We start from the raw sequence: 14,050 nt of genomic DNA, 5'->3' as shown, positions 1-14,050 counted from the left end.
GAGGAGTGAAGCGCGGCGCCGTCATCGGGATCGCGGCCGGCGCCCTGGCGCTCGTCGTGGCCGGTGGCGCGGCCTGGTGGCTGCTGAGCCGGCCTGCGACGGCAGAGCAGACGGCGGAGGCGTACCTGCACGCGCTGTCCACCGGCGACGCCGCGGGCGTTCGCGGGCTGCTCGCGCAGGAGCCCGACGGCTTCGACGCCATCGCGGCGTCGTTCCAAGACGCGGACGCCTACCTCCAGGAGTACGACTTCGAGGTGCAGGACGACGACTCCGTGCGCGCGGAGGGCACGCTGGGCGGCGAGCCGGCCGTGATCGGCTTCACCCTCACCGAGACGGGCGAGGGGTGGCGGGTGGATGCCGACTACCTCGCGACCCTCGACGTCACGACGACGATCGGCGACGCCGTCCGGGTGGGTGGCGCGCTCGTTCCCGCGGGCGCGGTGTCGCTTCTGCCAGCGGTCTACACCGTGGAAGCGGCGCCCGCGGGCCTCGTGGACGGGTCGACGAGCGTCGTCGTGACGAACGCGGCTCCCGCGACGGCCGCGGTCGACGCATCCCTCTCCCCCGACGCCGCCGCGAGCATCCAGGAGCAGCTCGACGCGTACATCGCCTCCTGCACCCAGAGCGCGGCGACCGTGCCCGCGCACTGCGGCATCCGGGTGCCGTGGGCGGCCGACCTCGCGACGCTGGCGTCGGTCTCGTTCCGCGTCGACACCGCGCCGGTCCTCGCACTCGCGCCCGACGCGCGCACGTTCGCTGCGACCGGTGGCGTCCTCGTCGCGACCGCGACCGGCACGACGCGCGACGGATCGCCCGGGACCTTCACCTACCGCGCCGACGACTGGGCGCTGCGCGGCACGGTCGAGATCACCGGCGACACGATGACGCTCGCGGTCGGCTGAACCTCACTCCCCCGCGAGGCCGCGCACGTCGAGACCGAGCCACCGGGCGAGTTCTCGGATCTCGGCGTCGACGTCGGCGGCGACCTCGGCCGAGAACGGCAGATCCTCGTGGATCGCGTGCACCTGCAGCACACCGGCCTTGCGATCCGCCTTCGCATCGAGCTTGCCGACGAAGCGGTCGCCGTGCAGGATCGGGAGCGCGAAGTACCCCCATCGCCGTTTCGCGGCCGGCTTGTACATCTCGAGCAGGTACTCGTAGCCGAACAGGTCGCGCAGGCGGTCGCGATCGAACACGAGGCGGTCGAACGGCGAGATCAGCGCGGTGCGCGGTGCGAAGGAGTCGATGGATGCGAGGGCCCCGGCATCCACCCTCCACTCCCCCTCGACGCCGTCGACGACGGCCGCTTCGCCGACCGTCCCGACATCGACCGGCTCGAAGGGCTGCTTGATGCCCTTCGCCCGCGCGATGCCGAACGCGGCGAGGCGACGTTCCGTGCGCTCGCGGGCGGCGGCTTCGAACGAGACGTCGGGCAGATCGCTCGGATAGACCCGCTCGGCGAGGTCGAACGATCGCCCCTTCGCATCGCGGCCGGAAACGGCGACATCGCCCGTCGTGACGAGGATCTCGAGCATCTGCGAGGAGTTGCGGTTGTTCGTCCACCCGGACGAGCGCCACGAGACCTGCGCCGTGTCGGGCACGTCTGCCGCATGGAGGGGACCCTCGGCGCGCAGGCGATCCATGACATCGGCGCGGAACACGGCGTTCGCGGCGAGCCACTCACGGGCTTCGGCGTAGGCCGGGCGCTGCGCCATCTCGTGCCGCAGCAACGGCAGGTCGGACATCAGGCGGTAGAACCCGCCCCATTCGAAGACGTCGCGGTCGACCTCGACCGCCTGCTTCAGATCGGCCGGCTGATACGGCCAGCCGATCCGGCTCCACAGGATGTGGTCGGCACTCGGCATGATCGCAGCCGTGGGTTCGATGTTGACGACGGTGAGCCCGTAGACCGTCTCGACGATGCTCGTCGGGCGGTCGGCCGTCAGCAGCTGCGCCCGTACGGCGATGCGCCGCGCCTGCTCGCGCGAGAGCTGGTGGACCATTCAGCGAGGGTAGCGCGCGGTCCCGACACCGAGGTTCAGAACGAGCCGCCGATCTCGCGGAGCCGCTCGATGCGATCGGCGATGGGCGGGTGCGTCGAGAAGAGGCGCGCCATCGCCCCGGGCTTGAGGGGGTCGGAGATCCACAGATGCGCCATCGAGGTGTTGGCCTTCTGCAGCGGTCGGCCGTACTCGCCGAGCTTCTGGAGCGCCGAGGCGAGGCCCTCGGGGTCGCGCGTGGTCATCGCGCTCGTCGCATCGGCGAGGTACTCGCGCTGGCGCGAGATCGCCGCCTGCACGGCACCGGCCAGGAGCGGGGCGACCAGGGACGCGACGATCCCGAAGAGCAGGAAGACGACGTTCGACCTGCCACCGCCCCGACCGCCGAAGAACGAGAACCGCAGCACGAGATCAGCGAGGACCCCGACGGCGACGACGAGCCCGAACACGATCAGCGAGACGCGGATGTCGTAGTTGCGGATATGACCGAGCTCGTGGCCGAGCACTCCCTCGAGCTCGCGATCGGTCATCAGCTCGAAGAGTCCCGTCGTGACGGTGATGGATGCCTCTTCCGGCGTCCGCCCCGTCGCGAACGCGTTCGGCGCCGGGTCTTCGACGACGTAGAGCCTCGGCATCGGCGTGCCCGTCGTGATGCAGAGGTTCTCCACCAGGCGGTAGAAGCGCGGAGCGTCCGTCTGCGTCACCGGCACGGCACCGCTCATCGCGATCGCCTCGCGGTCGGCGAAGAAGTACTGGAACGTCGCATAGCCCGCGGCGAAGACGAGGATGAACGCCGTCACCCACCAGTTGTTGCCGGCGAGCCAGCCCGCGAGCAGACCGATCGCGCCGAGGAGGACGACGAAGCCGATCAGGATGAACCACGTGTTGCGCTTGTTGCGCGCGATCGCCGTGTACACCGTCAGGGCATGCGACGTATCAGAACTGCACGCGCGGCGGCTCGCTGATCGCCGCGCCGTCGACGACCTCGAAGAACTCGCGCTCGTGGAAGCCGAGGTTGCGCGCGAACAGGTTGTTCGGGAACACCTTGATCTTGGTGTTCAGCTCGCGCACACCGCCGTTGTAGAACCGGCGGGACGCCTGGATCTTGTCCTCGGTGTCGACGATCGATTGCTGCAGCTGCAGGAAGTTCTGGCTCGCCTGCAGCTGCGGATACGCCTCGGCGACGGCGAACAGCGACTTGAGCGCCTGCTGCATGTGGCCTTCTGCGACACCCGCCTCGGCCGGGCCGCCGGCCGTCAGCGTTTCGGCTCGCGCGCGTGTGACGTTCTCGAAGACCGCCTTCTCGTGCGCCGCGTAGCCCTTGACCGCCTCTATGAGGTTCGGCAGAAGGTCGGCGCGCCGCTTGAGCTGCACCGTGATGTCGCTCCACGCCTCGTCGACGCGCACATTGAGCGCGACGAGGGAGTTGTACGTCGCCCACAGGTAGATGCCGCCGATGATGATGATCGCGACGACGATCAGGACCGGGATCAGCCATTCCCACATAGCGAAGGACTCCGTTCGAGGGGTTGTGCCCTCATCCTACTTACCGCGATACGCCGCGCGTGAGATAAGAGGATTACTCTCAGCCCCTACTCACCGAGGACGCGATCCAGGTAGTCGTTGCGGAACATCCGGTCGGGATCGAGTCGATCGCGCAGCGCCGTGAAGTCGTCGAAGCGCGGATACCGCTCGCGGAGGGTCGCGGCATCCAGCGTGTGCATCTTGCCCCAGTGCGGCCGCCCGCCGTACGACAGCATGATCTCTTCGACGGCCTCGAAGTACTCCGTCGGGTCTTCGCGCCAGTAGCGGTGCACCGCGATGTAGCCGGATGCCCGCCCGTGGGCGGTCGACAGCCACAGGTCGTCGGCGGCCGCGAAGCGCACCTCGACGGGGAACGAGATCTTCCATCCGCGCGCGTCGATGAGGGCGCGCAGCGCGTCGAAGGCGGGCCGCACATTCTCCGCGGGGACGGCGTACTCCATCTCGCGGAAACGCACGGTGCGGCTCTGGGTGAGCACCTTCGTCGACCGGTCGGTGTACTCGCGATCGCCCGTGAGCTTCACCGCCAGCCGCGAGAAGCGAGGGACGATGGCCGGGATGCCGGTGCCCGCGCCGCACGCGACGCGGTATACGCCGTTGGCGAGCAGGGTCTCGTCGATCCACTTGCCGACCTTCGGGAGCGGGTGCCGCACGGCGCTCTCGGGAAGCCGGGTGTCGACCTTCGTGAGCCCGACCTCGGTGTGCGGGAACCAGTAGTACTCGAAGTGATCGGATGCCGCAGCCCACCCATCGAGCGACGGGAGCAGCTCGCTCAATGGCACCGGCTTCTCGACGGCGTGCAGCAGGAACGCCGGCACGCACTGCAGGGTGACCTCGACGAGGATGCCGAGAGCGCCGAGTCCCAGTGCGACGGCCGGCAGCAGCTCGGCGTTCTCGTCCTCGCTCACGGCGATCAGCTCCCCCGAGGCCGTCACGAGCCGCGCGCCGACGACCTGCGTCGAGATGCCCCCGAACTGCGCCCCCGTGCCGTGGGTGCCCGTCGAGATCGCGCCGGAGATCGACTGGCGGTCGATGTCGCCGAGGTTCTGCATCGCGAGGCCGTACGGGGCGAGCAGTGCCGGCACCTGGTGCAGGCGCGTGCCCGCGAGTAGGGTCACCCGCCCGCGGTCCCGATCGACGTCGACGACACCCGTCAGATCGGTGAGATCCAGCAGCAGACCCGGCGCCACCGCGATGCCCGTGAAGCTGTGCCCCGCGCCCACGGCCTTGACCGGCATTCCGCGCTTCGCCGCCGCCGTCACCGCGCGCCGGACCGCCTCGACCGTCCGAGGGAACTCCACCAGCTGGGGGCGGACGCGCTGCGACCGTCCCCAGTTCTGCCACACGCCGCCCGGACGCGTCATAGGAAGGCCTTCCCTTCGCCACGGTAGGTGGGCAGCTCTGCGACGATGCGGTCACCGTCGATCAGCAGATACCGGTCGATGCGCTCTGCGAGCTCTCCCGACTTCGAATGACGGAACCACACGCGGTCGCCGACGCCGAGGCTCCGCGCCGACTCCCCCTGCAGCGGCGTCTGCACCTCGCCCGCCCCCTCGCGGCCGTTGGTCTTGAGACCCGCGGGCCACGACGGCAGAGGCTGGCGGGATGCGACGGGCGGGCCCGAGGCGATCCATCCGCCGCCCAGGACCGTCGCGATGTCGTGCTGCGGCTTGCGCACGACGTCGAGCGCGAACGCCGCAGCCGGTGCGAGGTCGAAGACGCGATAGCCGTCGAAGAGGTGCCCCGCGAGCAGACCGCTGCCCGCCGTGAGCTCGGTGACCGACAGGTCGGATGCCGTGTACTCGAGCGACCCGGTTCCGCCGCCGTTGACGAACTCGAGGGGCGCGATGTCGCGCAGCGCCGCGACGATCGCCGTGCGTCGCTCGAGAAGCTCGTGGCCCGAGCGACGCTGCATCCACCGGATGACGGCATCCGCCGAACCCGTGGCATCGCCCTGCCCGGCGATCTGGGCCTCGTACATCATGAGACCCGTGAGCCGGAACCCGGGGCGCTCCGCGATCGCTCGGGCGAGACTCGCGACCTCCCCCGGCTCGTGCACGGGCGAGCGGTGCACGCCGATGTGGCCGAGGCCCGGGGCCCGCCACGAGGCGTCGGCGTCGATCGCGACGCGGATCTCGGCGCGGGAGCCGGGTGCCGCGACGGCATCGACCAGATCGAGCTGTGCCAGGTCGTCGACCATGAGCGTCACGCGCGACGCGAGCGCCTCGTCGGCGGCGAGCACGGCGATGGCCGCGCGGTCGGCGGTCGGATACCCCAGCACGACATCGTCGTGCGTCTCGGCCAGCCACAGGGCCTCGGGGAGCGTGAACGCGAGGATGCCGGCGTAGCCCGGCAGCGCGAGCGTCGCGTCGATCACCTCGCGCACCCGCACGGACTTGCTCGCGACGCGGATCGGGACACCGCCCGACCGCACGAGCATGTCGAGGGCGTTGTGTCGCAGGGCCGCGAGGTTGATGACGCCGACGGGACCGGAGACGGAGGCGATCGCATCCGTCATCCCGCCCCAGTACGAGGCAGGATCCTGCCACGGCTGCGATGCCGGGGCGGAGGAGAGCAGGTCGAGGCTCATGCGTGCCTCTTCGGGGGGAAAGACATGCGCAACAGCCTACGACCGCGCGGGCGGCGCTGATGACGCCATCAGGCGGTCGGTTCGACCACATCGACGGCGTCGTGGCGCGTTCGCCACAGCTGGTCGACGCCGTGGATGATGGCCGCCCACCCCGCGATCATCACGACGAGGCCGCCCGCCACCCACAGTGCCGGGACGACGAAGACGCTCGCAGGTGCATCGGGCACCGCGTCGCCCAAAAGCAGGCTCCACATTCCCTGCCAGAGCACACCGGCGGGCGCGCGCACCATGCCCATGCCGAACGAGATCGCGAACCCGCTCGAGATCACGACAGCGGCGCCCGCCGCGAGCGCGATGATCCCGCGACGCGCGCGTGTCTTCATCTGGGGACCTCCTGCGATCGATCGCTGACAGCAGGCTTGCATGCGGCGGGGCACACGGATGATTCTTTGTGCGATCTCGACAGCGGACGGCGCGTCCGGACGTACCCCCGCCGGGACTCGAACCCGGACTGAAGCGATTTTAAGTCGCCTGCCTCTGCCATTGGGCTACGGGGGCCAGGTATGCCGAAGGCCCGGGGCCGACAGACGTCGACACCCGGGCCCAGGGTAGCGTGATGCGGCTCAGCCGACCTTCGCAGGCTTCTTCGCGGCGGCGCCGGCGACCGGTGCCTTCTCGCCGGCGACGCTCTTCGGGTCGATGGCGGGAGCCGCCGGGCGCGGGCGTGCCGCGAACTCCTCGAAGACGTAGCGAGGGTTCTGCACCGCCTCGAGGTTGACCAGGTCGCGACCGAGCCAGAGGTTGTTCCACCAGCCCCACAGCACGCGCCACTTGCGCTCCCACGACGGCATCGCGAGACCGTGGTAGCCACGATGCGCGAACCAGGCGATGAGACCCTTGAGCGCGATGTTGCCCGACTGGAAGACGCCGTTGTAGAGCCCGAGTCCCGCGACGGCGCCCATGTTCTTGTGGAAGTACTCGCGCGGCAGCTCACCGCGCAGGACCGCGACGAGGTTCTTCGCGAGCAGCTTGGCCTGGCGCACGGCGTGCTGGGCGTTCGGCACGCAGTAGCCGCCGACACCGCCGCCCGAGAGATCGGGGACGGCCGAGACGTCGCCGGCCGCCCATGCGCCCTCGACGATCTCGTCCTCGGACCCGACGCGCAGGTCGGCGCGCGTGCGGATACGACCGCGCTCCTCGACCGGGAGGTCGCCGCCGCGCACGACGGTGGGGTTCGCCATCACTCCGGCGGTCCAGACGATCAGGTCGGTGGGGATCGTCTCGCCCGTCGAGAGTTCGACATTGCCGTCGACGGCACTCGTCAGCTGCGTGTCGAGGTGCACGGACGCACCGCGCTGGGCCAGGTCCTTGAGCACCCACTCGCTCGTCTTGAGCGACACCTCGGGCATGATGCGCCCCATCGCCTCGATGAGGTGGAAGTGCGTGTCGTCGAACGTGATCGTCGGGTAGTACTTGATGAGCGACGATGCGAGCGAGCGCAGCTCTGCGAAGACCTCGATGCCGGCGAAGCCGCCGCCGACGACGACGACCGTCAGCAGGCGATCGCGCTCGGGCCCGTGCGGCAGCATCGACGCCTTGTCGAAGTTCGACATGAGCTTGTCGCGGATCGCGACGGCCTCTTCGATCGTCTTGAGGCCGATCGCGTTGTCGGCGATGCCGGGGATCGGGAAGGTGCGCGAGACGGCGCCCGCGGTCACGACGATCTGGTCGTACTCCTGCTGGTACGGCTCGCCCGCGATCGGCGTGATCGTCGCCGTCTTGTGCGCGTGGTCGATGCCGGTCACCTTGGCGGCGATGACGGTCGTCTTCTTGAGGTGACGGCGAAGAGCCACCACCGAGTGACGCGCTTCGATGGAACCGGCCGCGACCTCGGGAAGGAAGGGCTGGTAGGTCATGTACGGCAGCGGATCGACGATCATGACGTCGGCCTCGCCCTTGCGGAGGTGCTTCTCGAGCTTCCACGCAGTGTAGAAACCTGCGTAGCCACCACCGACGATGAGGATCTTGGGGACGGTGTTCGTCACGGTTCGGAGTACTCCTACGTGTCAGCGGCTCGGCGAACGCGCCGATCGGATGCGTCGGACAGCAGCAGTGACGCCGAGCGCCACCAGTATAGCCGTGACCGTGAGCATCAGGAGCGGGAGCGTGCCGTACAGGAGGGTGTCCCGCGACGGCAGGAGCGGCGACGCCGCCTGAGGCGCGGGTTCCGCGGCCGGCAGAGGAGCCACCACGACGGGCGCCGACGTCTGCACCGGGGCCGGACCCGAGTCGGCGCGCCGGTACAGGCGGATCCACTCCTCGAGACTGCCCATGGGGTTGGTCGACACGGACGGCACGCTCGTCGAGACGGCGGCCGCGGCATCCACCAGTCCGTATCCGTAGAGCAGGTCGGGGGTCGCCTTCATGGCGGGCGTGGGCTTCGCGGTCTTGATGAGCCGGTTGATGACGTTGTTCGCGTCGAGTTCGGGATGCGCCGACCGCACGAGTGCGGCGATGCCTGCCACGATCGGCGCGGCGCCGCTCGTGCCGCTCCACTGGACGAGCTGCCCGTCGGCCGAGACGCCGAGGAGCTGCTCGCTCGGCGCCGAGACGCCGATCGTGATGCCCTGCGTCGAGGCGTCGATGCTCGCGCGGCCCGACGGATCGACGCCGCCGACGGTCAGCACGCCGGGGATCGTCGCCGGTGCGCCGACGCGGGTCGTGCCGCTGGCGCGGTTGCCGGCCGCGACGATGACGACGACGTCGTTCTCGTAGGCGTAGAGGAAGGCGTCGTCCCAGCTCTCGTCCCAATCGGGCACGTTCGTCGTCAGCGACATGTTGATGATGTCGGCGTCGTTGTCCACGGCCCACCGCACCGCCTCGGCGATCTGCTCCGTGAACGGAACGATCGCGGACGACCCGAAGCCGACCGAGATCGACAGCAGCTCCGCCTCGGGCGCCACCCCGATCATGCCCGTATCGGCGCCCGTGCCGCGGCCGGCGGCGAGCGAGCCCACCCAGCTGCCGTGATTGGAGTCCACAGCGCCGACGGGAGTTCGGCCGTCGGGCGTGCCGGCGCCCGAGACATCCGTTCCGCCGGCGACGGCGCCCGCGAACTCGACCGGACCGCGCGCGATGCCCGTGTCGATCACCGCGATGCGCACGCCGGCGCCGCGCGTCGACTGCCACGCCGTGCGGATGCCGTAGTCGTCGAGCCAGTACTCCGCGGCCCGCACGGGGTCGGCCTCGGTCGTCGACGGCGCGACGGGCGCGGCAGCAGCCGCGGGGGCTGCGACGACCGCGAGGGCGAGCGCGACAGCCGTGCTCGCGAGCGCGGCGCGGCGGATCATCCGCGCGGTCCCGGTTCGGCGCAGACGCAGCGCTCAGGAGACCACGACGACAGCGCGAGCGCACGGTCGCCCATCGGGTTGACTCCGGGGCCCGCGGCGAGCGTGTGGCCGAGTACGGCGTGCAGGCACTTGACGCGCGTGGGCATGCCCCCGGCCGAGATGCCGTCGATCTCGGCGACGTCGCCGTAGGGCGCTCGGTCGGCGAGGTAGGCCTCGTGCGCCCGCGCATACGCGGCGCGGAGCTCCTCGTCGGCGGCGAGCTCCTCGTTCAGCTCCCGCATCACCTGACCTGCCTCGAGCGTCGACATCGCCGCCGTCGCGGCGGGGTGCGTCAGGTAGTAGAACGTCGGGAACGGCGTGCCGTCGGGCAGTCGCGGGGCGGTCGCGACCACCGTGGGGTTGCCGCAGACGCACCGTGCCGCGATGCCGACGACGCCGCGCGAGGGACGGCCGAGCTGTGCACGCAGCACCTCGAGGTCGCGCTCGGTCGCGGGGGCGTAGGGCGGAGTCGGCACGGTTCCAGGCTACCGGGCGGCACCTGAGCGGCGCCTGGCGATCAGGGGCTCGGCGTCGGGTCGGGCACGCCGATCGTCGGCGCCTTGACAGTCTGGGCCAGCCCCGCCTCGGTGACCGATCGCACGAACTGCGACATCCAGTCGGTCTGCGTCTGCTCGACGTCGTCGCTGACCGCCGCCTGTTCCTGCGGGATGTCCTCGATCGGCAGGTCGTTGTCGACGAGATAGACCACCTCGCCGGGCTTGACGTAGTACAGACGCTCGCGGGCCTGCGTCGTGAGGAACGCGGGATCCTTCCAGCGCTCCCGTTCGGCCTCGAGCGCCGCCACGTCCTCTTTGCTCAGCTCGACGGCCTGTTCGAGCGCCGCGATCTGCTGACGCTGGCCCAGGTAGGTGCCGATCGTCGGCACGAGCACGAAGGCCGCCAGCACGACGAGGCCCATCATGATCACCATGAACCCGGAGAGCCGGATGCCGCCGAGCCACTCGCGCACGTCGAGTCGGCGCCGCGGGGCCCTCTGCGACGTGCGCCGGGCACGAGGAGGGGGAGCCGTCGTCTTCGCCACGGCTCCCCCTCTCGACAGGCTTCTACTTCTTGAAGCGCGGGAACGCTCCGCGGCCCGCGAAGACCGCGGCGTCGCCGAGCTCCTCTTCGATGCGCAGAAGCTGATTGTATTTCGCGACGCGCTCGCTGCGAGCGGGCGCGCCGGTCTTGATCTGACCCGCGTTGACGGCCACCGCGAGGTCGGCGATCGTGGTGTCCTCGGTCTCACCCGAACGGTGCGACAGCATCGACCGGTAGCCGTTCTGCGTGGCGAGGGCGATCGCATCCAGCGTCTCGGACAGCGTGCCGATCTGGTTGACCTTGACCAGCAGCGCGTTGGCGACGCCGAGGTCGATGCCCTTCTGCAGGCGCTCCGGGTTCGTGACGAAGAGGTCGTCGCCGACCAGCTGCACCTTCGAGCCGATCTTGTCGGTGAGCGACTTCCAGGCCTCCCAGTCGTCCTCCGCGAGGGCATCCTCGATCGTGACGATCGGGTAGTTGGCGACGAGGTCGGCGAAGTAGTCGGTCAGCTTGTCGGCCGACCACGCGTTGCCCTCGACCGTGTAGACGCCGTCCTTGAAGAACTCGGTGGCCGCGACATCCAGCCCCACCGCGATCTCTTCGCCGGGCTTGAAGCCGGCCTTCTCGATCGCCTGGATGAGGAAGTCGAGGCCCTCGCGGTTGCTCGGCAGATCAGGGGCGAAGCCGCCCTCGTCGCCCAGCGCCGTGTTGAAGCCCGCGGCCTTCAGCTCGCCCTTGAGGACGTGGTAGATCTCGGTGCCCCAGCGCAGCGACTCGGCGTACGTGTCGGCGCCGATCGGCGCGAGGAAGTACTCCTGGAAGTCGATGCCGTTGTCGGCGTGCTCGCCGCCGTTGATGACGTTGAACAGCGGCACCGGCAGAACGTGGGCGTTGGGTCCGCCGAGGTAGCGGAACAGCGGCAGGTCGGCGGCGTCCGCCGCCGCCTTGGCGACGGCGAGCGAGACTCCCAGGATCGCATTCGCGCCGACGCGCGACTTGTTGTCGGTGCCGTCGACCTCGATGAGGATCTCGTCGATGATGCGCTGCTCGCTGGCATCCACACCCTCGATCGCGGGCCCGAGCTCGTCGATGACGGCCGCGACGGCCTTGAGCACGCCCTTGCCGCTGTAACGGGTCTTGTCGCCGTCACGCAGCTCGTACGCCTCGAAAGCGCCGGTCGACGCGCCGGAGGGGACGGCCGCACGCTGGACGATTCCGTCGTCGAGGAGCACCTCCACTTCGACGGTCGGGTTACCGCGCGAGTCGAGGATCTCGCGCGCGCCTACAGCCTCGATCAGTGCCACAGGGGACTCCTTGGTTCGTGGAGAGTGGATCTTGCGGAGCGTCGTCGGTCCGGTGTCGAGCTTAGTGAACCGGATGCCCCGGCACAGGCATCCGGTCCATCCGACGATCAGACGACGAGGGCGATGGCGACACCGTCCCAGCCTTTGCGGTCGAGGGTCTGCAGCGCCGTCGCATCGAAGCGCGGGTCGCGGGCCAGCATCTCGAGGCCGCGCTGCGTGCCGATGACCTGTGGATTCTCGGTGGCGGGGTTCGCGACCTCGCCCCCGCGGCCGATGTTGTCGACCACGACGACCGCACCCGCACGCCCGAGCCGCGCGGCCCAGTCGAGGTAGATCGTGTTGGACTCCTTGTCGGCGTCGATGAAGACGAGGTCGAAGGGCTCGCCGCCCTCGAGCGTCGGCAGCACGTCCGACGCGCGACCGATGCGGATCTCGACCTTGTCGCCGACCCCGGCGCGGTCGAGATTCGCGCGCGCGACCGCCGCGTTGACGGGCTCCGCCTCGATCGTGACGATGCGGCCGTCGTCCGGGATGCCGCGGGCCATCCAGATCGTCGAGTAGGCACCCAGCGTGCCGATCTCGAGCACGCGGCGCGCCCCCGACATCCGGGCGAGCAGGTTCAACAGCTTCCCGTTCACCGGTGCGACCTCGATCGCCGGCATCCCGGCGGCGTTCTGGTCGTGAACCGCGGCCTCGAGCAGCGGGTCGTGCCCGACGAGGGTCTCGGTGAGATACGCGTCGAGGCGGTGCCAGGCATCGGGAGTCGGATCTGTCATATCACCACCCAACAAGTGCGCGGATGCCGCGTCAAGCACAGGCCCTGCGGTGCTCGTGCCGCGTGCGATTGTGGCCGCGCGACAATCGATTCCGGCGCGTTCCGACCGCACCGGCACGATGAAGTCATGCGCGTGACTCCTCGACGTCTGGCCATCGGCATGAGCCTGTGGGCTCCGAACCTGTGGAGCGGCATCCGCGTCCGCCGCTTCGCCGAGGACTGGACGAGCGCGACCGTCGAGCTGCATGTCAACGTCATCACGCGCAATTACGTCAAGACGGCATTCGGCGGCTCGATGTCGGCCATGACGGATCCGTACTTCTTCATGCTCGTGATGCACCAGCTGGGGCGCGACTACGTCGTGTGGGACACCCGTGGCGAGATCGAGTTCGTCAAGCCGGGTCGCGGCGTGCTGACGGCGCATTTCGCTGTGCCGCCCGAGAAGGCGCACGAGCTGCGCGAACGTGCGAAGGACGGCGCGAAGGTGCTCGAGTGGTTCGAGACCGAGATCACGGATGCCGCGGGCGACGTCGTCGCGCGCGTGCGCCGCGAGGTGTACGTGCGCGAGAAGAAGCGGGTCACGGCGTCCGGGCGCTGAACGCGGCGAGAATCGCGGGAAGGAGCGCCTCGGCCGTGCGGCGGTAGCCGAGCGCGCTCGGGTGGAACCGATCGAGGCTGAACATCTCGTCGGGCTGAGAGATGAAGAAGGCGCCCACCGCCGTACGCAGCGATACCGCATGCGCGCCGACGCTCTCGACCGCGTCGGCCTGCGCGGCCGCGAGCAGACGCGACTGCCGCGAGCCCAGGGCGCGCAGCGGCTGCGGAACGGGGCGGAGTGCGCCGAGGTCGGGGCACGTGCCGACGACGACCGCTGCCCCGAGGGCCTGCAGTCGGCGGATCGCGCCGGTCAGATGACGCACGGACTCCGACACGGGGATGCGGTGCGTCACGTCGTTCCCGCCGACGACGATCACGGCGATGTCGGGACGGTAGTCCGGCGGCAGATCGTCGAGCTGTGCGGCCAGCGCGGACGACTCCGCCCCCACGACGGCGGCCGTGCGCAGCCGCACAGGGCGATGCAGGCGCCGAGCCAAGCCTTTCGCGATCCGCCCGCCGAGTGTGTCCTTGCGGCGCCCTGCGCCGAGGCCTGCTGCGATCGAGTCCCCGAGGAGCAGCAGGTCGATCGGTTCGCCCTCGCGCCCCCGCTGCCACACGCGGTCCGCGTCGATCGCGTCCTCGCCGAGGGGCTTGCCGATGCGGCGACGTGCGATCGCGGCCTGACGGGCGAGCACGACCCGGCCCGTCACGGCGAACGCGGTGAATCCCACGACGGCGCCGGAGGCGATGGCGACGGTCCGCACGTGTGCCATGCGTGGGATTCCACACCGCCCGGGTGAACGGCGGCTGAC

Annotated in this window: 15 protein-coding genes and 1 tRNA gene; 2 read left to right on the top strand and 14 right to left on the bottom strand. The window is 70.1% G+C overall.

All coding sequences use genetic code 11. The annotated features are described in order from the left end of the window. Positions 1 to 5: 5 nt before the first annotated feature. The gene (locus ACTIFV_RS07865) at positions 6 to 902 is read left to right on the top strand and encodes a hypothetical protein (protein WP_439592215.1); all 897 of its coding nucleotides are present in this window, start codon (positions 6 to 8) and stop codon (positions 900 to 902) included. A 3-nt stretch (positions 903 to 905) separates the two neighbouring features. On the opposite strand, the gene ACTIFV_RS07860 is transcribed toward ACTIFV_RS07865, so the two are convergent. The 13 genes from ACTIFV_RS07860 to ACTIFV_RS07800 all read right to left on the bottom strand — a co-directional run bounded on the left by ACTIFV_RS07860 (position 906) and on the right by ACTIFV_RS07800 (position 12,642). Then, positions 906 to 2,003 (bottom strand): DNA glycosylase AlkZ-like family protein, encoded by a 1,098-nt coding sequence (locus ACTIFV_RS07860; RefSeq protein WP_439592214.1) that lies wholly within the window; start codon positions 2,001 to 2,003, stop codon positions 906 to 908. A 35-nt stretch (positions 2,004 to 2,038) separates the two neighbouring features. Then, positions 2,039 to 2,917, bottom strand: a complete 879-nt coding sequence (locus ACTIFV_RS07855; protein WP_439592213.1) for a M48 family metalloprotease — start codon at positions 2,915 to 2,917, stop codon at positions 2,039 to 2,041. A 19-nt stretch (positions 2,918 to 2,936) separates the two neighbouring features. Then, a complete protein-coding gene (locus ACTIFV_RS07850; RefSeq protein WP_248151256.1) occupies positions 2,937 to 3,506 on the bottom strand; it encodes a LemA family protein in 570 nt (189 codons plus the stop codon). An 86-nt stretch (positions 3,507 to 3,592) separates the two neighbouring features. Then, positions 3,593 to 4,906 (bottom strand): D-arabinono-1,4-lactone oxidase, encoded by a 1,314-nt coding sequence (locus ACTIFV_RS07845; protein ID WP_439592212.1) that lies wholly within the window; start codon positions 4,904 to 4,906, stop codon positions 3,593 to 3,595. Then, entirely contained in the window at positions 4,903 to 6,132 is a 1,230-nt protein-coding gene (locus ACTIFV_RS07840) for an alanine racemase (RefSeq protein WP_439592211.1), read from the bottom strand. Before ACTIFV_RS07840 ends, ACTIFV_RS07845 begins: the two co-directional genes overlap by 4 nt. 68 nt (positions 6,133 to 6,200) lie before the next feature. Beyond that, a complete protein-coding gene (locus ACTIFV_RS07835) occupies positions 6,201 to 6,515 on the bottom strand; it encodes a hypothetical protein (protein ID WP_439592210.1) in 315 nt (104 codons plus the stop codon). Between the two features lie 102 nt (positions 6,516 to 6,617). After that, positions 6,618 to 6,690 (bottom strand) — tRNA-Leu (locus ACTIFV_RS07830). A 65-nt stretch (positions 6,691 to 6,755) separates the two neighbouring features. Beyond that, positions 6,756 to 8,177 carry an NAD(P)/FAD-dependent oxidoreductase gene (locus ACTIFV_RS07825; protein WP_439592209.1) on the bottom strand — a complete coding sequence of 474 codons (1,422 nt, stop codon included), beginning with the start codon at positions 8,175 to 8,177 and terminating at the stop codon, positions 6,756 to 6,758. Positions 8,178 to 8,198: 21 nt separating this feature from the next. Then, a complete protein-coding gene (locus tag ACTIFV_RS07820; protein ID WP_439592208.1) occupies positions 8,199 to 9,482 on the bottom strand; it encodes a S8 family serine peptidase in 1,284 nt (427 codons plus the stop codon). Further along, on the bottom strand, positions 9,479 to 9,997 hold the full coding sequence (locus ACTIFV_RS07815) for a DUF501 domain-containing protein (RefSeq protein WP_439592207.1): 519 nt from the start codon (positions 9,995 to 9,997) through the stop codon (positions 9,479 to 9,481). The genes ACTIFV_RS07820 and ACTIFV_RS07815 overlap by 4 nt, the downstream gene beginning before the upstream one ends. Positions 9,998 to 10,038: 41 nt before the next feature. Next, complete coding sequence (locus ACTIFV_RS07810; protein WP_439592206.1) at positions 10,039 to 10,563, bottom strand: FtsB family cell division protein; 525 nt, start codon at positions 10,561 to 10,563, stop codon at positions 10,039 to 10,041. 22 nt (positions 10,564 to 10,585) lie between these two features. Then, entirely contained in the window at positions 10,586 to 11,866 is a 1,281-nt protein-coding gene (gene eno / locus ACTIFV_RS07805; protein WP_439592205.1) for a phosphopyruvate hydratase, read from the bottom strand. 107 nt (positions 11,867 to 11,973) lie between these two features. After that, positions 11,974 to 12,642: an O-methyltransferase gene (locus tag ACTIFV_RS07800; RefSeq protein WP_439592204.1), complete on the bottom strand. Its 669-nt coding sequence runs from the start codon at positions 12,640 to 12,642 to the stop codon at positions 11,974 to 11,976. Between the two features lie 126 nt (positions 12,643 to 12,768). Between ACTIFV_RS07800 and ACTIFV_RS07795 the strand changes: the two genes are divergently transcribed. Further along, entirely contained in the window at positions 12,769 to 13,239 is a 471-nt protein-coding gene (locus tag ACTIFV_RS07795; RefSeq protein ID WP_439592203.1) for a DUF4442 domain-containing protein, read from the top strand. Here the strand turns inward: ACTIFV_RS07795 and ACTIFV_RS07790 are convergent. Beyond that, positions 13,220 to 14,011, bottom strand: coding sequence for an SGNH/GDSL hydrolase family protein (locus tag ACTIFV_RS07790; protein WP_439592202.1), 792 nt, complete (start codon positions 14,009 to 14,011; stop codon positions 13,220 to 13,222). The genes ACTIFV_RS07795 and ACTIFV_RS07790 overlap by 20 nt on opposite strands. Positions 14,012 to 14,050 lie beyond the last annotated feature (39 nt).

Source organism: Microbacterium sp., assembly GCF_051860965.1.
Taxonomy (GTDB): domain Bacteria; phylum Actinomycetota; class Actinomycetes; order Actinomycetales; family Microbacteriaceae; genus Microbacterium.
This window is presented reverse-complemented; position numbering and strand designations above follow the sequence as displayed.